The organism is Streptomyces africanus, from assembly GCF_030816955.1.
GTDB lineage: Bacteria > Actinomycetota > Actinomycetes > Streptomycetales > Streptomycetaceae > Streptomyces > Streptomyces africanus.
Genome location: NZ_JAUSYP010000001.1, coordinates 612,515 through 632,263 on the forward strand (window position 1 = coordinate 612,515; position 19,749 = coordinate 632,263).

The window sequence follows — 19,749 nt, forward strand, 5'->3', positions numbered from 1 at the left end:
CCGCCTTCAAGGAGTCATGCGGCGACGGGCCGTGCGACCGGGCTCAGAAACGGTCCGGGGCACGCTCCGGGAGCGGAGAGCCGGGGAGCACGTCCCGCTTCTGGTTCTTGCGTGCCTCCGCGTTCGAGTCGGCCGTCGCCTCACAGGTCACGTCCTTCGCCGGGAGCTTGCCGGTGAGCAGGTAGGTCTCGACCGTGCCGTCCGTGCACGCGTTGCCGCTCGGGTAGACGCCGTGGCCCTCGCCGCCGAGGACGGTGACCATCTTCGAGCCCTTCAGGTCGGCGTGCAGGGCCTGACCGCTGGGCAGCGGGGTCTGCGAGTCCCACTCGTTCTGGACGACCAGGGAACCGACCTTGTTGTTCACCTTGGTGGCCCGTTCCACGGACCTGTCCCAGAACGCACAGGGCTTGATGCTGGACGCGAAGTCACCGTAGAGCGGGTAACGGCCCTTGTCCTCGATGGCGTCCCGCCGGTAGGTCTCGGGATCGCGGGACCAGGCGGCCGAGTTGTCGCCGCACACCACGGCCCAGAAACTCGCCGTCATGTTGTCCGACGGCACCTCGGCGGCATCGGCGGCGCCTGCCGTCCCGGTCCGCCCGGACCCGGTGAACACCGCGAGCTTCTTCGCGGAGGCGGGCCGGCCGGCCGCGGCCTTCTTCAGTTCCACGACCACCTCGGTGGCGTACTCCGGGCTGAAGACCGCCCTGCGCAGACCGCTGCGGATGTCGTCACCGGTGGTCGGCTGCCCCTCCACCTCGATGGGCTTCTCGTCGGCCTGCGCGACCAGGTCCCAGAAGGTCCGGTCGACCTCCTTCGGGGTGTCGCCGAGGCCGTACTTCTCCGAACGCTCGGCGGCCCACTCGGTCCACCGGTCGAACGCGGGCTCGGCGCCCTCCGCCCACCACTGGATCATCCCTCGCCAGGCGCGCGCCGGATCGACCGCGCTGTCCAGCACGAACCGGTCGGCCCGGCCCGGGAAGAGCTGGGTGTAGACGGCGCCCAGGTAGGTGCCGTACGAGTAGCCGAGGTACGAGATCTTCTTCTCACCGAGGATGGCCCGGAGCAGGTCCATGTCGCGCGCGGTGTTGCGCGTGGTGATGTGCGCGAGCGTGTCGCCCGCCTTCTCCCGGCACTTGTCCGCGACGTCGCGCGCCCAGGCGACGTCCTTGGCGAACGTCTCCTCCTTGTACGGCCGCAGCCAGTTCTCCTCCTCCGGCTTCAGGTCGCAGGAGACGGGGCTGCTCCGTCCCACACCGCGCGGGTCGAAGCCGATCAGGTCGTACTTCCGCTGCGCTGACTTGGGGAGCACCTCCTTCAGGTCGAGCGGCATGTAAAGCCCCTGTCCCCCGGGGCCGCCGGGGTTGGAGAACAGGACACCGTGCCGCTTGCCGGGCGTGGTGCTCCTGATCCGGGATATGGCCAGCTCGATCCGCTTGCCCGCGGGAGCCCGGTAGTCCAGCGGGACCTTGATCGTGGCGCACTGGAACGTTGCCGGAGAGTCGGCCTCGCACCGCTTCCACCGCGGCTTCTGCTTCACGTACCGGTCCAGCGCGCCGCCTTTGGCAGCGGATAAGGAGACGGTCGACGGGGTGACGGCGGGAGCGGCGGCGGCCGTCGAGGTGGCGAGTGCGGGAGCCAGCGTCGCCGTGACACTCACGGCCAACAGGGGCGCGAGACGTCGTCTGCGCACGATTCGTTCCTTCCGGTCGCGTGTTCGGACAGGAAGGATCTTTCAGGAACCGGGCGCACGTGCGGATCCCTCGCCGGGCGGTACCTCCCCTCCACCCTGGGAATGACGCAACAGTGGTGTGTGGTCCCCGAGTTGTAGGGGATGACACACAGACGAGTCCCGTCTCAGAGCTGATGGGCGCGGGTGCCGCGCAGCCGGCCCCGGGTGTCCAGCAGCAGTCGGGCGTGCTCGGGCAACCGGTCCAGCGGGACGGCGTCGTGGTCCTGCACCAGGATCGTGAGGTCGGCGTCCGCGGCGGCAGTCAGTGCGTCGACGGACCGCTGCACCGGTTCGCCGCCCGGCGACCAGGCGTCCACTAACGGGTCGTGGTAGGTGACGTCGGTGCCGCTCTGCCGCATCAGCCGGACGATCGCGGCGGCCGGGGTGGCCCGCAGATCCGTGCTGTTGCGCTTGTAGGTCACTCCGACGAGCAGCACTCGCGCGTCCCGCAGGGCGTTTCCCCGCTCGTGCAGCAAGTGCTCGGCACGCCGCACGACATGCGCCGGCATCCGGGCGTTGATCTCCTGCGAGAGCTCGACCAGCCGCAGCGGGGCCCCTCCGGTGCGCGCCCAGTGCGTGAGATAGACCGGATCGACCGGGATACAGTGCCCGCCCACACCCGGTCCCGGCCGGAACTCCTGGAAACCGAAGGGCTTCGTGCGCGCGCAGTCGAGAGCCTCCCAGACATCGACTCCCAGTGCGCGGGCGGCGACGGCGAGTTCGTTGACGAGGGCGATGTTTACGTTGCGATAGGTGTTCTCCAGGAGTTTCGCCAGTTCGGCCTCGCGTGCGGAGCCCGCCTCCACGACCTGGTCGCACAAGTGCCGGAAGAAGTCGGCCGCGGCCGTCGTGCACCGTCGGGTGCAGCCACCCACGACGCGCGGGGTGTTCCGCACGCCGAAGGTCTGGTTGCCGGGGTCGATGCGCTCGGGTGAGAAGGCGAGGGAGAAGTCCGTTCCGGCACTGAGTCCGGAGGCCTGCTCCACGATGCCACGGACGACGTCGTCCGTGGTGCCCGGGAAGGACGTGGACTGCAGGACGACGAGACTGCCGGGTTTCAGGCGGTCCCCGAGAGCGGAAGCGGCGCCTCGCACATGGCGAAGGTCGGGTCCGCCCGTGTCGTCCAGCGGTGTGGGGACGCAGATCACGGCGACCGAGGCCTCCGCCAGCGGGCTTTCGTCGACGGACGCCCGGAAACCGGTGTCCAGCATGGCGGCGAGGTCGGCATCGGTGACGTCGGGCACGTGCGAGTGGCCAGAGTTCAGGGCTGCGGTGACGGACGGGTTCTCGTCGATCCCTGTGACACGCATACCGGCGCGGCACGCTTCCCGGGCCAGGGGGAGGCCGGTGTATCCGAGTCCGATGACGGCAACGCTGTTCATGTCGCTCCCTGGTTGCAGGGGGTCGTCAGGCAGGGCCGGGGCCCGCCGCTCCGCCCTGCGGTCGTGGGCGGTCAGCGGGTGGCGGAGGTCTCACGGGCGGCCAGGAGCGCGAGGGTGCTGCGGCAGATCTTCCCGGTGGGCCCGAGGGGCATCTCCCCGACGCGCAACAGGAGTTCGGGGAGCTTGCGGCGTTCGAGGCCGCGCTGGGACTCCAGGAAGACGGCGAGTTCGCTCAGGTCGGGTACGGGCGCGCCCGGCCTCTCGCGGATGCACGCGCACAGACGCTCCCCCAGGTCCGGATCGGGCACACCGACGCAGGCCACCTCGGCCACGGCGGCATGCGCGGCGAGTTCGCGTTCCACCTCCGCCGGGCTGATGTTGTAGCCGCCACGTACGACGATCTGCTTGATGCGGCCCAGGACGTGGAGCCTGCCGTGTTCGTCCAGGAACCCGCGGTCGCCGGTGCGCACCCAGCCGGTCGGAGTGCGGTACCGGGCGTCCAGTGCGGGATCGGCGACGTAGCACAGCGGTGTCATGGGACCTCTGGCACAGATCTCACCGGGCTGCCCGGCCGGCACGGGAGCACCGGTGTCGTCGGTGATGCGGATCCGCGCCACGGCCGGGTCGGGACGTCCGGTGCCCGTCTCGGGGCCGAGCCCGGTGGCGGCGGTGTGGCAGTTCACGCCGTCGGATGATCCGTAGACGGTGATGACACGGCGGCCGAACCGGGCGCGGCACGCGGCGGCGGTGGCGTCCGGGAGGGCCGCTCCGCTGGACACGACGGCCTGGAGGCCGGTGAAGTCCTCGCTGGGGGCGGGGGGTTGCTCGGCGATGCGGTGCAGCATCGTGGGCACACCGAAGACGTGCGTGGGACGGTGCTCGACGAGCATGCGGAGGGCCTCGGCCGCGTCGAAGGACTCCTGTACCAGCAGCGTGCCGCCGAGTGCGGCGAGGGTGACGGAGGTGCCGCAGGAGCCGAAGGAGGAGGCCAGCGGGACGAGTACGAGGTTGCGCATCGGGCCGTCCCCGGTGTGCAGGGCGCGGACGTAGGTGGCGCGGCCGCCGGCCATCGCGTTGTGGGAGTAGGCGACCATCTTGGGTTCGGCCTCGGAGCCGGACGAGACGAGGATGCGGGCGGGTGCCTCGGGGTCGACGGGGCGCGGAACGAAGGGCCGCCGCGCCGGCGCCGCGAGTGACTGCGCGGTCCCATGGCCCTCACCGAAGGTGAACACCGTTTCGAGGTGGGGAAGGTGAGCGTGTGCCACCGCGTCGGAGGGATGGGTGACGATGACCGCGCGGGCTCGGGCGCGGGCGAGCAGGCTCGCCGGTCCCCGGCTGCCGGGCCCCGGCGGATAGGGCAGTGCCACCGCTCCGATCGCGGCGACCGCGAGTTCCGCGGCGACCGCGTCGCGCCCGTTCGGCATCCGTACGGCGACGATGTCCCGTTGACCCAGGCCGCGTTCGGCGAGCCGGGCGGCGATGTGCCGTACCCGGCAGTCGAGTTCGGCGTAGTCCGCCGTGCCCGCCGAGTCGATGACGGCCGGACGGCCGGGGTGACGCCGTACGTGCCCGGAGAACAGCGTGTACAGGTCACGGTCGGGGCAGTGGCCCTGTTCGGACCAGGCGCGCCGCACCGGGGCCGGCACCAGGTCACGGATCTCGACGCCGGCGTTCGATGTCCATTCGGCCCTCATGAGAACTCCCAGGGTGCGAGGGGGGCCGCGTACTCCCCGACGGTCAGCGCCGGAGCGAACCGCGGGTCGCGGGCCAGGTCCGCGAGGCTGGTGCACACCGGCGTGACGGCCACGCCCGCTGCCGCCAGCCTGGGCAGCCAGTGGGCGGTGGGCCGGGTCCGGGCCCGGGAGGCGATCGCGTCCGCGCTCGCCGAGGCGGCGAGGCCGAGCGCCGGCGCGAGGCGCTCCGGTCGCTGGCGGGCCCGGGGTCCCAGCGCGATGTAGCCGTCCCGCGTGTGCAACGGGCGGCCGGTCGCCGCGGGCCGTCCCGGTCCTCGGGGAACGAGGACGGCGGCGGAGAACAGGGAGGAGTCCACGCGAGCGCCTCTTCCGGTATGCAGCCGCGTCAGCAGTGCCGCCAGTACGCCCTGCGCGCAGACCAGCCCGCCGAGGACGTCGGTGAGCGTCATCAGGGAGGGCGCGGGCGGCTCGTCCGCGGGCCGCACGGCGGCGGCGAGGCCGCTGTGCGCCTGGACCAGGTAGTCGGTCCCCACGGGTGGTTCCGGCCCCAGGGCGTCACCCCAGCCGGATGCCCACGCGTACACCAGCCCGGGGCGCGCCGCACGCAGGTCGTCGGCGTCCAGTCCGAGCCGGACGGCCTTGCCCGGCGCCCAGTTGTGCAGGAAGACGTCGGCCTCGGACACGAGGTCACGGACGGCCCGCCGTCCGGCGTCGGTGGTGAAGTCGATCTCCGTGACGGCTTTGCCCGCGTTGAGGGCGCTGAAGCGGGCCGACGTCGTGCCCGCCATCGGGGGGACGCCGCGCATCGGGTCACCGCCCGGCGGTTCGATCCGTACGACGTCGGCGCCCAGGAGCCGCAGGACGTGGCCGGCCAGGGGCCCCTGGACGCGTCGCGCCGACTCGACGACCCGCAGTCCCTCCAGGGGCGCCGCGGCCGTACCGTCCCTGTCGATCGTGGTGCCGCCCGGCTCGGGAAACGGTGTGAGGGTCCACGGCGGCGTCACCGTGGGCGGCAGGGGGTCTTGCCGTACGGGCAGCACGGTGGCGCCCGCCCGGTCCGCCGCCGACCGGACGGCCGTGAACGAGGCACGCCGCACGGTCGCGGACAGCACGGGAGGCAGCGCGCAGGTGGCGGTGGCGAACCGTTGCTGGAACGACCGCCATCCACGACCGGTGTCGGCACGGTCCACGCCGAGCAACCGCCAGAAGTCCAGCCATCGCTCGGCGTCGAGGGCTTCGAGTTCGAAGCACACGCCGTCGGCGGACACGAACGAGCAAGCGGCGGGCACGAGTTCTTGCCCCGCGTCGGCACGCGACGGCGGGCAGCCCTCCGGGTCGTCGCCGTCGGCCGTCGCCGCCGCGAGGTACTGGGCGAGGGCCAGCAGCGCGGCCTGACCGACCGACGTCCGTACCCGCGTCACGTCGGCGCCGCCGGCCCGCGCGAGGAGTGCCGCGCAGACTCCCTGGGCCGCGAGGACGCCCGCCACGGTGGAGGCGTAGTCGACGGCGAGCGGGGCCGGGCGTCCGGCCGCCCGGCCGTGCACGTGCATGATTCCGCAGGCGGCCTGCACGGCATGTTCGTCGGTCAGGGGGACGGAGAGCGGGCCCTGCCAGTCGATGTCCCAGGCGACGGTGGCGGTGGCGGGGTCGCCCACCAGGCCGAGGAGGTGTGCCGCGACCTCGACGGCTACCGGCGCCGTGGCCGTGGCCGGATCTCCGGCGCGCGGCACGCAGAGCCTCATCGGGCGTCCTCCGGGCGTGGCCGCAGGCCGTCGGCCTGCTCCTCCGCGTGCGGGCGCCGGCCGTGTACCGAGTAGACGACGCTGGACGCCGCGCAGAACGACGGGTCCCGCATCAGCGCCCGTACGTCCGCCAGTTGCGCCTCGGTCATGCCAGCGGCCAGGAGTTCGTCCCGCAGGTGGTATGTGTGGTTGAGCTGCATGCGCAGGCCCGGCGACCCCGCGGTGCGCAGCTCGATGCGGGGCCGCGGGGCGATGTCGACGAGCCCCGCGGCACGCATGGCGGCCGGCGCGTTCCGGGCCCAGTGGGGGTCTCCCCCACCGGCCCGCATGACGGCGCACTTGGCGTCGAGGAAGGCCGTGTAGAGGCGGGCGGATTCCTCGTCCGGGGTGAGGAGGGGCGGTTCGTAGGAGGCGTCGAACTCCTCGATGTGCAGCCACCCTCCGGGCTTGAGGGAGCGCACCAGTCTGCCGAGGACGGCGAGCCGTTCGGGCAGGTGCTGGAGGACGAGACGGGCGACGACGAGGTCGAAGGCGGCCTCGGGCAGCGGATCGGTCACCACGTCGTGCTCGACCGCGGTCAGGCACGGTCCGTCCGGGATGTGGTGGGGTTTGATGTCGGTGGCCACGACCTCGCCGGTGGGAGCGACGCGTTCGGCGAGCCACCGTGCCACGCTTCCGCTCCCGGAGCCGATGTCCAGGCACCGCCAGCCGGTGGTGACTCCGGTCTCGGCGAGCCGGTCGAAGGTCATCGTGTCGTACGCGTCGGTGAGGCAGCGGTGCAACTCGTCGCTGTGCACGCTGTCGTTGTCGAAGACGTACCCCGGGTCCCGGCCCAGGCTGTCGTGCATGGCGTCTCCCGTCGTCCCCTCGCAGGCCCACGTTCGTCGCAGGCCCACGTTCGTCTCAGGTCCACGTCCGTCTCAGGTCCACCGGCCGGAGCCGTAGGTGTCGGCCCGTCCGGTGAGGCGGTGCAGCAGCTCCCTGCGCCGCACCTTGCCGGTGCCGGTACGCGGTACCTCGTCCCAGGTGAGTGCGACCGGTTCGCGCAGCGGCGGCAGGTCGCGCACCGCCTCCTTCCAGCGGGCCCGGTCCACCTCGCCGTCGGCGGTGACCACGACGGGCAGCGGTCCCGGCCCGGCTCGGCGAGGACGACGCACTCCATGGCCTGCGGCAGCCGGTCCTCCAACAGGTCCTCGGTCCGCAGGCAGCTGAGCCGCGCGGCGCGGTCCACCTCGCGGTCGAGCAGCTCGACGCTGCCGTCGCGGTTGCGGGCGCCGATGTCGCCGGTGTTCCACCAGCCGCCGTGGCGCTTGGCCGACCAGCGGTCCTCCTCGCCGACGTAGCCCAGAGCACAGGCGGCGGTCCTGGCGAGCACCAGGCCCGCCTGCCCCCTCGGCAGGGGCCGGTGCGTGTCGGGATCGACCACGCGCAGCCGCGTCTTGACGGGCACCGGACGTCCGAGGTTCCGGGTTCCGGCCCCGTCCGGCGCCCGGCGGACGGACCGCCGGGTGTGAAAGCGGAAGGTCAGCGGTCCCGTCTCGGTCTGCCCCCACCCCTCCACCCACACCGGACTGCGGTGCCGGCTCGCCCCGAGATAGGCACGGACGGTGGGGGGATGCACGGCGTCGTACGTGCTGATGACCATGCGCACGCGCCGGAACGGGTTGTCCAGTCCTTCGGTCAGCGGCAGGAGGCGCACGAGCGAGGCGGGCAGCGCCTCCAGGACGGTCGGCGGATGGGCGCGCAGCACGGGGTCGGCGAGGTTCGGGTCCTGCGTGGTGATGATCGAGATCGCGGAGGGGCCCATGCACAGGGCGCTTGCGGTCCAGCAGAACGTCCTGCCGTGGGCGAACGCGCTCGCGTTGGCGAGGACATCGGTGCGTCGCAGGCCGATCCGAGGCAACCGCACGCTCTCGAACCGCGCCAGTTTCCCGACGATCGTCCGGGTGGAGTGCACCACCAGCTTGGGCACACCGGTCGTGCCCGACGTGTGGTGGATCACCAGGGGCTCGTCGTCGTGCCGGCGGCGGGGCCCGGGAGCGGTGTGTCCGCGTACGTCGTCCATGCCCAGCGCCCCCGGTACGGCGCCGTCCAGCACCAGGGTGGCCCGTGCCGCCGAGGCCAGGTCGGTGCCTTCGGTCCGGCCGCGTTGAAGCACCTGTGCCGTCGTGACGAGCAGAGCGGGGCCGAGCCGGGCCAGCAGTGTCCCCAGCGTCCTTCCGGACAGGTGCGCGGACAACTGCGCGGGGACCGCGCCGACGCGCACGGCGGCGCAGGCCAGCAGATCGTAGTCCCAGTGGTTGTCCTTGACGATCGCCACACGGTCGCCGGGGCCGGCCCCGGCGGCGTCCAGCCAGCCGGCCGCCTCCCGTACGAGCGTGGCCAGTTGGGGCAGCGTGTGGTGGGTGCGGGCGTCCGCGTCGATGTCGAACGGCCGGTCCAGGTGGACGCGCGTGCCGAGCTGCCGCTCGGCGCACTCGTCGAACAGGACGCCCATGTCGTGGGGTTTCACGAGACGTTCTCCTCGGTGGGGAGAGTGGCGGGGCGTGTCCGTCCGAGGGTCCGCGGCGGCCGCAGCCGGCTGAGGACGCGCGAGGCCGCGAGGGCGCCCGCGCGTACGGCGCCTTCGCTGGCCGGCCGCAGCATCACCCAGTCACCGGCGTACTCGACCGGCCGTGCGGCACGCGCCATGAACCGGCCTCGTCCGCGCAGGGCCTCGGGAGCCGCCTCGGGCAGGCCGTGGGGGAACGCGTGCACGAAATGGCGTCCGGCGGCGGTCTGCAGACCGGGGACGTACCGGGTGGCCGCTCGCACGAGCCGGTCGGCCGTCTGCCGCTCCGGCGCGGTCAGCAGTTCGGGGATGCCGCGGGCGTCGGCCATCAGGGTCAGCAGTCCCTTGCCCACGGGCGCCCGGTCCGGGTGCTTGGCATGATCCACGATGATCGCGGAGAGCACGTCGTCCTCCGCGTCCGGCGTCAGCAGGACGTACAGCGGCGTGCGGGACGGGGGTGCGAGCGGCCGGTCCAGCAGGCAGCTGACCTTGAGCGTGGGCGTGAAGGTGCAGGCCGACAGGAACGGAAGCTCGTCGGCGGGGGCGTTGACGTGCAGGCGCGCCGCGACCGGGGCGGGCACGCACAGGACCACCGAGCGCGCCGTGACGCTGTCGTTCCCGACGCGCAGCCGCGCGCGGCCTTCCTCGGTGACGACCTCGTGCACCTGTGCGCCGGTGACCACGTCGAGCCCCTCGGCGAGCCGCCGGGCGAGCAGGTCCATGCCGTCGCGGTACGTCCGCCAGCCCGCGGCGGGGCCCACCTCCAGGAGCAGGCTGAGCATCGGTGCGACGGCGGAGCGTGCCGTGTCCCAGCCGAAGAAGCTTCCGGCGACCGGCTGCAGCAGGTAGTCGTGCACGTCCCTGTGGTACCGGCGGGCGAACTCCCTGACCGTCAGGGCCCCTGCCGGGGTCCGTTCGGGGTGGTCGGCGTCGAACCTCCGGCGGTGCGCCCCGGTCCAGGCCAGGAGCCGGGCGAGGTCGAACCGGGCACGGGGGGAGAGCCCCGCGCCGGTGAGCACAGCGGCGGGGTCCGCCACGCCGGGGCGGGCCCGTCCGTCGCGCCACACCGCGACCGACCTGCCGATGCGCGGCACGTCGCCTCGCGGCACGCCCAGCCGCGCCAGCAGCTCCCAGGTCGCGCGGTAGCCCCGCTCCGAGATCTGTTCGGCACCCTCGTCGATGGTGTATCCGGCGTGCCGGAAGCTGCGCATCCTGCCACCGACGTGCTCGTGCTGTTCGTAGACCCGCACCTCCAGGCCCGCGCGCCGCAGTTCGTGCGCGGTGGTCAGTCCGGCCATGCCCGCGCCGACCACGGCCACGTCGAGATCAGGGCTCATCCGGTGGCCCCCGCGCCGACGATCAGGTTCGCCGTGATCAGCAGCAGGGTGCTGACCCGGTGCGCGGGGAAACCGAGCTTGCGGGCGCGCATGATGTCTCCCTGACGGAAGCCGGTGCGGTACTGCCGCACGCGCAGCGCGGTGACGGGCAGCATCAGGAACACGAACCACCACGGGGCGATCCCGACGGCGGAGGCGACGGCGCCGGTCAGGAACTCCGCCGCGGAGAGCGATCCGATGAAGAGGGCGTTGCCCTTCGGCGACACCAGGCACGCCACGGTGCGACGCCCGACGGCCCGGTCCCCGGGGATGTCGTTGGTGTTGGAGTACACGCCGAACAGCAGCGGTCCGCAGCCGAAGAGCACCCCTTGCACCAGTACGAACCCGGAGAAGTGGCCGGCCGCGAGCCCGTACGCGCCCAACACCAGGGCGGCGCCCAGCCCGGCGAGGAAGATCTCCTGGAAGCCGTGGTAGCTGATCTTCAGCCCGTAGGAGTACTGGACGGAGACCACGAACAGCACCGCGATCAGCACCACGGCCCACAAGGGCCGGTGCGGGGCGCTCGCCACCGCGGCGCCCCACAGGGCGGCGCCGGCAGCGGCGGTGGCGTACCCGAAACCGAGCGCTTCGCGCAGGGTCAGGGTCCCCGCCACGAGCGGCTTGCGCAGCTTGTTGCGCAGGGGGTCGTCCGGACCGTAGTTCGCGGCGTCGCTGCCGTCGCGACAACCGGTCACGTCGTCGAGGGCGACCATCGCCACGATGACGCAGACCGCGCCGAGGAGGAACAGGGTGAGTGTCACGATCGTCGCGGGCCGCAGGCCGGAGACGGGCAGCAGGACCGCGGACAGTGCCACGGCGACGCTCGGGTAGTAGTCGTAGACGTCGAGTTTGCCCAGCCGGGCATAGCTGCGCAGCTTGCTCTCGGGGCGTGCCGTTCCGGCCGGGTACGGTCCGGCCTCGGTGCGGGTCGTCATCTGCTCCGCTCCTTCAGGTGGGTTCGGTCAGCGGCTGCCGCTCAGCCCGGCGTAGGCGCAGACCGTGTCCGCGATGTGCTCCACCTGGGCGTCGGTGAGGCGCGGGTGGACGGGGATGGCCAGTTGGCGCCGGCTGGCGCTCTCCGCGTGCGGCCAGCTCCGGCCGGCGGGCGCGAACCGGGTGAACGCGGCCTGGTGCGGCAGCGGGAGGGGGTAGTAGACGTGGCTCTCGACTCCCCGCTCGGCCAGGTACCGCCGCAGTGCGTCCCGCTCCTCGGCGAGCAGCGAGTACACGTAGAAGCACCGGCCGTCGCGGCCCGGCGGCGGGGGCAGCACACCGCGCTCGGCGAGCGGTGTGAAGCGGTCGGTGTAGTAGTCGGCGATGCGGGCCCGGCGTTCCAGCAGTCCGGGAAAGGCGGGGAGCCGGTGGAGCTGGAAGGCGGCGAGCACTTCGTCGAACCGGCTGTTGTAGCCGGTGCGCGGGTAGACGAAGCGCTCGCTCTGCCCGTGGTTGCGCAACGACCTGACCGTACGGGCGAGTTCGGGGTTCATGGTGACGACGGCGCCGCCCTCGCCGGCCGTTCCGAAGGTCTTGACCTGGACGAAGGAGAACACTCCGGCCTCGCCCCACGTCCCGGCGGGGCGGCCGTCGAGGATGCCGCCCTGCGCGACGGCCGAGTCCTCGACGAGGCGCACGCCGTGACGCCGGGCGATCTCGCTCATGCGGGGCATGTCGGCCATCACCGAGAACATGTGCGCGGGCATGATCGCCCTGGTCCGGTCGGTGATCGCCCGCTCCACCTCGTCGGGGTCGGCCACCATCGTCCACGGGTCGACGTCCGCGAAGACCGGCGTCGCCCCCAGCCCTGCCACGGTGTTGGCCAGCGGAGCACACCCGTAGGCCGGTACGACCACCTCGTCGCCGGGTCCGACGCCCATGGCGTGCAGGACGAGGGTCAGCGCGGACGTGCCGCTGGAGCAGGCCACCACGTCGGCGACACCGAGCGAATCGCGCAGGGCCTCCTCGAAACGGGCGGTGCACTCGCCGAGCAGGAACTTCTGCTGTGGTGCCGTGCCGATGTCGTGGACGAGGTCCATGAGCAGCTGCCGGTCGTCCTCGAAGAGGTCCGGGGCGAAGAACGGAACCGTCACGCCGGCCTCCTCGTCATGAAACGGCGGACGAGCCCGCACACCGTGTCGACGTCGTCGACACTCATGTCGGGGTACAGCGGGAGGGCGAGGGTGCGCTCGCAGGCCGCCTCGGCGTGCGGGAAGTCGCCGCGACGGTAGCCGAGATGGGCGAAGCACTCCTGGAGGTGCAGCGGGGCCGGGTAGTACGTCTCGGTGCCCACGCCGTACTCCGCCAGGTGGCCGGCCAGTTCGTCACGCCGCTCGGCCTCGATGAGGTAGACGTAGAAGACCGGGTCGGTCGGCGCGGTGCGGGGCACCACGGTGGGGAGCCGGAGGACGCCGGGCGTGCCGGCGAGCCGTTCGGTGTAGGCGGCGGCGAGCCGGGCCCGGCGCGCGATGTCCTCGTGCAACCGGGTCAGTTTGGCGATCAGGACGGCCGCCTGGATGTCGTCCATCTTGCTGTTGACGCCGGTGACGGTGGTCTCGTTGCTGATGCCCGGGAAGTGGGCCAGGGTCCGGCCGAAGCGTCCGTGGTGGCGCAACGCCGCCGCGGTCTCGGCGAGTCGGCGGTCGTCGGTGAGGATCGCCCCGGCGTCGCCGATGGCCCCGAGTGTCTTGGTGGGGAAGAACGACAGCACACCGCCGGCTCCCAGCAGCCCGGCATGGACGCCGTTCCACCGCATGCCGATGGCCTCGGCGCTGTCCTCCACCACGGTCAGCCGGTGCCGGCGCGCGACGTCGAGCAGCGCGTCCATGTCGGCCATCTGGCAGAACAGGTGGACGGGCATGATCATGCGGGTGCGTGGAGTGACCGAGTCGGCCGCGGACTTGGGGTCGATCGTGTAGGTGACGGGGTCGATGTCGGCGAAGACCGGGCGGCCGCCTGCCAGCACGACGGAGGAGGCCGACGCCACGAAGGTGAAGGCGGGGACGATGACCTCGTCGCCCGGTTGCAGGCCGCAGGCGCGCAGCAACAGCACCAGGGCGTCGGTGCCGCTGTTCACGCCGACCGCGTAGCGTGCGCCGGTCCACCTGGCCAGTGACTCCTCGAACCGGGCGACCTGCCGGCCGTGCGAGAACTTGCCGTTGTCGAAGACTTCGGCGAGCCGGGTCCGGATGTCCGGCCAGAGCGCTTCGAAGGTCCGGGCCTGGGTGAAGAACGGCACCGGTACCGAGGGGTCGTCCGCGGTGCCGGTCGCCCAGCCACGCCTGCCGTTCCTCGGGTCGAGGGATGCGCTGGACATGTTTCCTTTCTGGCGCCGGGGCGGATCGGGCTGCCCGGCCGGGGGGACGCCGGCGCTCCTCGTGGGCCGGGGAGCGCCGGACGCGGTACCGGTGGATCCGGACGGGTCAGAGCAGGGAGAATTCCAGCTCACCGGAGTGGTAGCGGTGTACGGCCGCGATCAGCTCGTCGACGGACAGGTGACCGTCGTCGTCGGTGTCGATCAGCTTGAACGCCGTGTCCGCCGTGGACTCGTTGCTGCCGATGGCCACGATCCAGCGCTGGAATTCCTGAGGGCTGACCTGACCGTCACCATCGGTGTCGCACAGGCCGGCGATCGCGCTGATCGTCGGGCGCAGCACCTGGTCGAAGCCGTCCTGCCCGCGACCGAGCACCTCCGCCGCCGCGACGGCCTTGAACCGCTCGAAGTCCAGTGCGCCGTCGCGGCCTACTTCGGCCTGCACCGCGATGTGGTCCCACATGCCGAGGTAGGCCTCGGTGAGGGCCCGCCCCTTCGGGGAACTCTCGTTTTCCCCGAACGAGAGCAGAATGCGTTTGACCTCGCCTTCCCAGTCACTGCGGTCGATGGTGCCGTCGCCGTTCTTGTCCCACATGTCGAAACGGCGACGCAGTCGCTGTTCCTGTACGGAAGTGCTCACGCTTCTTCCTTTCGTTTTTCTTTGGGACCTGCGCTTCAGATGCTTTCCTGAACCGGCTTCGCCAATCCACTCTTACGAGTGAGAGGAAAGAAATGGGGCACCTTTATAGGCACGCACCAATACGTCGCCGACTCAACACAATGACCATCCCCGCCATGCCGATCGGGGCGACTTGAGAGACGAGTTGCCCCACCACGTCCACGGTCTGGAACCGCGCGAGATGCGCCATGTGGAACACCAGGTGCGGAACCGTGAAGGCGAGACTGCCGAAGGCCGCCGCCCGCACCAGAGAGCGCTCGGGACGAACAGCGGCCCACAGCAGAACTGTGGTCAGACCGAGCGAAAGAGCACCCACGTCACGCACGAGGTGTTCGTTGTACGGGGGGAATTTGGTCACCCACGCGAAAACGGGGAGAGGAAAGGCGTCATGGAACGATCGGGGCGCGAACAGAGCCCAGGCGCCGGGCGCCCCCTGCCCCAGGCACAGCAGCGCCAGTGCGGCACGCACCAGGAGGCGTCCGGTTTCCGGCGCCGGCCCCGCGGACCCGGCCCGTCGGCAGGTGCCACGTGACTCAGCGGGCATCAGTCCGTTCCTGGGGCCTGCGGGCGTCGTCCGTGTCCGCGGACGGGGGCCCGCTCCGAGCGGTCCTCGTTCGGAGCGGCCCCTGCCGTGGGTCCGCGCGTCAGACACCCAGCAGCGGGGCGTCGAGCTCGCCCGCGTGGTACTTGCCCACGGCGGCTACGAGTTCGTCGACGGACAGGCGCCCGCTGTTGTCGGTGTCCACCTGGCGGAACGCCTCGTCCGCGTCGATCCGGTCACCGCCGATGGCCCCGAGCCACTTCCGGAACTCCTGCGGATCGACCTCCCCGTCGCCGTCGACGTCACACAGGTCGACCATCGCGCGGATGCTGGGCCGGAGCACGGTGCTGAAGCCGACCTGGCCCCGACTCAGCATCTGGGCGTCGGCGATCCGGACGAACTCCTCGACCGTCAGGGCCTGACCGGCGTCGAGGCCGGCCTCTTCCATCATGTAGTCCCACATCTTCGGGTACGCGTCCAGCAGCGCCCGCGCCTTGGGGGAGTTCTCCTTCTCACCGAAGGCCTCGACGATACGCCGGGCCTCCGCCTCCAGGTCGCCGCGCTCGACGCGCCCGTCGCCGTTGGTGTCGTACAGCGCGAAGCGCTGCCGGAGACGCTCGGCCTGGGCAGTCTTGTTGGACATCTCACTCCTCGTCATCGAAAAGCTGCGGAGAAATCCGCCGTCTCGCACCCGGAAACGCGGGAATCCGAAAAAGTGATTTTTCGGATTCCGTAAGGGTGATTCAGCCTTGCTGCCAGGTACATGGGTACTAGCAGCCTTCCAGGCCTGTCAATGGAGAGAAGTGGCACGCAAAGAGCGCAGGAACATTTTTTCTGCTCGCCGGGCACCGCCTCACGGCCGATTGTTTTCGTCCACGGGTTCGGCCTTGAAGCCGGAGTCGCCAGCCTGCGCCGCATCGGCCGGTCCGGCTGGATGCCACAGCCCCCTCCGTCGTGAATTTCAGCCATCCTCCCGCCGGGCTGAAAAATGGCACCCCCTCACACGTCAGGCCACTTTCGGATACGATCCGCTGAGGCCGTGACAATCCTTCTCCGCGCATTCCATGAGGACTGCCGTGCGGTTTCAGGGACGGACGGGATGGGTATGCAGAAGAATTTTGATGCCATTTTCCAGCCTGCACCCGGCGCACTCCACGCCGCATTCGCACCCGAAATCATACCGGTGTGCGACGCCCGAAAAGGCTGCGCGAACAAAGGGGTCGAGCCTTGCTGTACACGTTGATCGTCGGCCTGGGCCGCTCGGGCCTGGGGTTGCATGTGCCAGTGCTGTCGCGTGCCCGGTCCCACGTCCCCGGCACCTTCGCCGACCACCCGATCGTGGGAGTGGATCCCGGCAACACCCCCCGCGCCGAGCGGCGGGATCTGCTGATCGCCGCATCTCTGCGCCGGGCGCGCGACCTTCTCGACCCGGCGCGGACCGTCGTCCACCTGTGCACTCCCCCCGCCGTACGCGCCGAGGTGCTCCGCGAGGTGGCCGCGCTCGGGTTCTCCCGGATCCTCATGGAGAAGCCGCTGGCCGGTGACCTGGCCACGCTGCGGTGTGTCCTGCGGCTCGCGCGGGAACAACAGCTGTGCCTGTCCGTGGTGGCGCCCTGGCTGCACAGCACGCTGACCCGGCGCCTCGTCCAGCTGGTGGGCGATCGCGGGCCCGGCGCTGTGCGTTCGGTGTCCGTCACCCAGCACAAGCCCCGGTTCCGGCGCTCTCTGAGCACCAGCAGTCACACCTCCGCCTTCGACGTGGAGGCGCCGCACGCGGTGGGTCTCCTCCTGCGCCTGCTGGGTGACGCGCAGGTGCGCGGCGCGCGCGGCGCCGACCTGCGAGTGGGAACGACGACGGTGCCGGACATGGGCGGTGCGCACCTCGAACTGCTGCACACGGGCGGGATCCGCAGCGAGGTGCTGTCCGACCTGTCCGCACCGGTACGTCAGCGGCGGATCGTCCTCGGCATGGAGGACGGAAGCGTCGTCGGGCACTACGCGGTCGGCCAGGACGACGACTTCGCACAGCTGGAGATCACCCGTGACGGCCACACCACCCGCGAGGTCTTCCGTGACGACTCCCTCACGGCATGCCTGACCCATGCCTATCGCGGCTACGCCGAGGGCGGCGACGAAGCCGGTGGCGGTGACCTCGGCCTGCACGTGCGGACGGTCGAGCTGCTGGCGGAGGCGAAACGGCTGGCGGCCCGGTCTCCCGCCGGCGGCGCATCTCCTGTCGGCGGCACGTCACCCGCCGCCGGCACGTCAGCCGCCGCCGGCATGTCTCCCCTAGCCGGCACGTCACCCGCCGCCGGCACGTCTCCCGTCAGCGGCACCCACCCCCGCAAGGAGGCCCTCTCGCATGGGCGTTGACGTTCCCGACGCGGATCTCCGGGAATCCCGGTGCGCAGTGACCGAGGACGCCCCGAGCGGACGGGCGACCCCCGGTATCCGGTTCGCGGGCATCGGGGACGAGGCCGCGGCGGATCTCACGGGGCAACTGGAGGCGCTGCGCCGACTCGGCTGGGGGGCGATCGAGCTGCGCACCGTCGACGGCGTCGCGCTCGCCGACCTCGACGACCGGGCCTTCGCCACCCTGGCCGACCGGGTCGCGGCAGCCGGTCTCGACGTCGTCTGCGTCGATTCCCGGATCGCCGACTGGAGCCGCCCGATCACCGGGCGCTTCGAGGACGATGTGCGGGAGCTGGGGCGGCTGGCCCCGCGCTGCGCCGCCCTGGGCACTCGTTTCGTCCGCGTGATGTCCTACCCCAACGCCGGTCTGGACGACGAGGAGTGGGGCAGGCGGGCACTGGACCGGATGGCCCGGTTGGTCCGGCAGGCCGAGCAAGAGGGGCTGGTACTGCTGCACGAGAACTGCAGCGGTTGGGCCGGCACCCGGGGCGACCGGATGCGGGAACTCCTCGACCGCGCCGGCGGTCCCGCGCTGAAGCTGCTGTTCGACATGGGCAACGGAGTGCCTCACGGCTACGACGCCCGCGCGCTGCTGGACGAGATCATCGACCACGTCGCTCACGTGCACGTCAAGGACGCCCGGACCGGGCCGGACGGCCAGGTCACGTACACACTCCCGGGCGAGGGCGAGTCTCGCGTGCGCTCCTGCCTCGACGCCCTCGTCGACCATGGTTACTCCGGTGCCTGGTCCATCGAACCGCACACGCATCTTCGACCCCACCAATGCCAGGACACCACCGGAGCCGACGGTGTGGCGGCGTTCGTCCGCTACGGGCGGTGCCTGGAACGGCTCGTACGGCGGGAGGTCCGGCCGGCCCGGACTCCCGTCGGTGGAGGGCGGCATGGCTGACGTTCCGGCCCGGCCCGGCTTCCCGGCCCTGCCGCTTTTCACGGCTCTGCCGCATCCCGCCCGGTTGACGCCGGCCGATCACGACCTGCTGCTCGATCTGCTCGCCACTCCGACAGCCGGGCCGCTGGAGACCGGCCCCGACGGTCCCGCCGTGCGCCTTTGGGAAGCCGGACGGGCCTATGCGGCGGCAGCCGCCGCGATCGGTCTGAGGGTGTTGCGCCACGCCCCACCCGGCCCGGCGGCGCTGCGCCGCGACGACGTGCCGCTCACGGTCCGGGAGGCGGCGGCGCGGGACGAGACGTTCCTGGCCCGGCAGCCCAGTCTGGTGCTGCGCCTCGGCCCCGAACTCCCGCGGCGGGACACGGTGATGTTCAACGTCCATCTGGACACGGTGGCCGGCTGGTGGCCGGCCCGCTTCGACGGCCGGCGGTTCACCGGCCGGGGAGCGATCGACGCCAAGGGCCCCGCTGTCGCCCTGCTCGCCGGCATCCGGGCCGCCCGCGCGGCCGAGCCGGCCCTGGGCAGCCGGATCGGGGTGCTCGTCCAGGCCGTCGCCGGGGAGGAAGGCGGTGCCATGGGCACGTTCGGCACCAGACCGCTTGTGGAGGACGGGTTCACCGGCGGGCTGAACCTGTTCTGCGAGCCCACCGGACACCGCTTCCTGCCCCGTTCGACGGCATCCATGACGGCCTTGGTCCGGGTCGACGGCGAGGACGCCGTGGACGACCGCCCCGAAGCCGGTCACAACGCGACCGTGCTGCTCGGGCACATCAGCCACTACCTGGCCCGGGCCCTGCCGCCGCGGATCGGCGACGGCAGGGTGTGTGTGGCCGGCCTGCACACCGGCGAACGGCACAACCGGGTCTACGGCACCGGCCGGCTGCTGCTCAACATCTCCTACGGGTCGCGGCCGGCCGGCCGCGCCGCCGAGGCCGCGCTGGAGCGGACGCTGCGCGAGGCACTCGCCGACTTCGCCTCCGGGGCCGCCGGTGCCCCCGACCTGGCCAGGACGGCCGCCGACGCGGCACGGATCACGTCCCTGCACTGGTACAAACGCGGCCTGCCCGCGCTGGACGGCCGAGGCCGCGCACCGTGGGCCGAGGACCTGCTGGAACGCCATGCGGGCCTGGTGCGCTGGCCCGACGAGGAGCCGGCCTTCACCTGCGACGCGATCTGGATGGCGGACGTACCCGGCGGCTACACGGCGGTCTTCGGCCCGGGCGACCTGGACACCAACCACGCGCACGCCGCCGACGAGTACGCCGACCTGGACGACCTGGACCGGTACGCCGACGAGATCGCCCGCATTCTCGTCGCCCGGGTCCGCCACGGTCCGCCCGGTGGCGCTGCCGGCGAACCATCCCACGTTCACTCAGCTGCCGTGCCCGGCGCGGCCGCGGACAGGATCTCTCCTCGATGACCTCGA

The 19,749-nt window shown here is 71.9% G+C and carries 16 protein-coding genes; 3 read left to right on the plus strand and 13 right to left on the minus strand.

All coding sequences use genetic code 11. The features are described 5' to 3' along the window. Positions 1 to 43: 43 nt before the first annotated feature. The 13 genes from QF034_RS03130 to QF034_RS03190 form a co-directional block, all read right to left on the minus strand. On the minus strand, positions 44 to 1,690 hold the full coding sequence (locus QF034_RS03130) for an alpha/beta hydrolase (protein ID WP_307173437.1): 1,647 nt from the start codon (positions 1,688 to 1,690) through the stop codon (positions 44 to 46). Positions 1,691 to 1,854: 164 nt separating this feature from the next. Next, positions 1,855 to 3,111, minus strand: a complete 1,257-nt coding sequence (locus tag QF034_RS03135) for a nucleotide sugar dehydrogenase (RefSeq protein ID WP_307173438.1) — start codon at positions 3,109 to 3,111, stop codon at positions 1,855 to 1,857. A 71-nt stretch (positions 3,112 to 3,182) separates the two neighbouring features. Next, entirely contained in the window at positions 3,183 to 4,805 is a 1,623-nt protein-coding gene (locus QF034_RS03140; protein ID WP_307173439.1) for a class I adenylate-forming enzyme family protein, read from the minus strand. Further along, positions 4,802 to 6,547 carry a CoA transferase gene (locus tag QF034_RS03145; protein WP_307173440.1) on the minus strand — a complete coding sequence of 582 codons (1,746 nt, stop codon included), beginning with the start codon at positions 6,545 to 6,547 and terminating at the stop codon, positions 4,802 to 4,804. Before QF034_RS03145 ends, QF034_RS03140 begins: the two co-directional genes overlap by 4 nt. Then, positions 6,544 to 7,395, minus strand: coding sequence for a methyltransferase domain-containing protein (locus QF034_RS03150; protein ID WP_307173441.1), 852 nt, complete (start codon positions 7,393 to 7,395; stop codon positions 6,544 to 6,546). Before QF034_RS03150 ends, QF034_RS03145 begins: the two co-directional genes overlap by 4 nt. Beyond that, positions 7,293 to 9,059: an AMP-binding protein gene (locus QF034_RS03155; RefSeq protein WP_307173442.1), complete on the minus strand. Its 1,767-nt coding sequence runs from the start codon at positions 9,057 to 9,059 to the stop codon at positions 7,293 to 7,295. The genes QF034_RS03150 and QF034_RS03155 overlap by 103 nt, the downstream gene beginning before the upstream one ends. Next, on the minus strand, positions 9,056 to 10,435 hold the full coding sequence (locus tag QF034_RS03160) for a protoporphyrinogen/coproporphyrinogen oxidase (protein ID WP_307173443.1): 1,380 nt from the start codon (positions 10,433 to 10,435) through the stop codon (positions 9,056 to 9,058). The genes QF034_RS03155 and QF034_RS03160 overlap by 4 nt, the downstream gene beginning before the upstream one ends. Continuing rightward, positions 10,432 to 11,409, minus strand: coding sequence for a UbiA family prenyltransferase (locus QF034_RS03165; protein WP_307173444.1), 978 nt, complete (start codon positions 11,407 to 11,409; stop codon positions 10,432 to 10,434). Before QF034_RS03165 ends, QF034_RS03160 begins: the two co-directional genes overlap by 4 nt. 27 nt (positions 11,410 to 11,436) lie before the next feature. Next, positions 11,437 to 12,561, minus strand: coding sequence for a DegT/DnrJ/EryC1/StrS family aminotransferase (locus QF034_RS03170; protein WP_307173445.1), 1,125 nt, complete (start codon positions 12,559 to 12,561; stop codon positions 11,437 to 11,439). Further along, a complete protein-coding gene (locus QF034_RS03175; protein ID WP_307173446.1) occupies positions 12,558 to 13,784 on the minus strand; it encodes a DegT/DnrJ/EryC1/StrS family aminotransferase in 1,227 nt (408 codons plus the stop codon). Before QF034_RS03175 ends, QF034_RS03170 begins: the two co-directional genes overlap by 4 nt. A gap of 106 nt (positions 13,785 to 13,890) precedes the next feature. Further along, positions 13,891 to 14,421, minus strand: a complete 531-nt coding sequence (locus QF034_RS03180) for an EF-hand domain-containing protein (RefSeq protein WP_307173447.1) — start codon at positions 14,419 to 14,421, stop codon at positions 13,891 to 13,893. Between the two features lie 103 nt (positions 14,422 to 14,524). Continuing rightward, positions 14,525 to 14,929 carry a hypothetical protein gene (locus QF034_RS03185; RefSeq protein ID WP_307173448.1) on the minus strand — a complete coding sequence of 135 codons (405 nt, stop codon included), beginning with the start codon at positions 14,927 to 14,929 and terminating at the stop codon, positions 14,525 to 14,527. Positions 14,930 to 15,104: 175 nt separating this feature from the next. Next, complete coding sequence (locus tag QF034_RS03190; protein WP_307173449.1) at positions 15,105 to 15,644, minus strand: EF-hand domain-containing protein; 540 nt, start codon at positions 15,642 to 15,644, stop codon at positions 15,105 to 15,107. Positions 15,645 to 16,228: 584 nt separating this feature from the next. Between QF034_RS03190 and QF034_RS03195 the strand changes: the two genes are divergently transcribed. Genes QF034_RS03195 through QF034_RS03205 form a run of 3 tightly spaced genes read left to right on the plus strand, consistent with a single transcriptional unit; the run spans position 16,229 to position 19,743 of the window. Next, a complete protein-coding gene (locus tag QF034_RS03195) occupies positions 16,229 to 17,374 on the plus strand; it encodes a Gfo/Idh/MocA family oxidoreductase (protein WP_307173450.1) in 1,146 nt (381 codons plus the stop codon). Next, the gene (locus QF034_RS03200; RefSeq protein ID WP_307173451.1) at positions 17,364 to 18,323 is read left to right on the plus strand and encodes a sugar phosphate isomerase/epimerase family protein; all 960 of its coding nucleotides are present in this window, start codon (positions 17,364 to 17,366) and stop codon (positions 18,321 to 18,323) included. The genes QF034_RS03195 and QF034_RS03200 overlap by 11 nt, the downstream gene beginning before the upstream one ends. Then, positions 18,316 to 19,743, plus strand: a complete 1,428-nt coding sequence (locus QF034_RS03205; RefSeq protein ID WP_307173452.1) for a M20/M25/M40 family metallo-hydrolase — start codon at positions 18,316 to 18,318, stop codon at positions 19,741 to 19,743. Before QF034_RS03200 ends, QF034_RS03205 begins: the two co-directional genes overlap by 8 nt. The last annotated feature ends 6 nt before the right edge of the window (positions 19,744 to 19,749 follow it).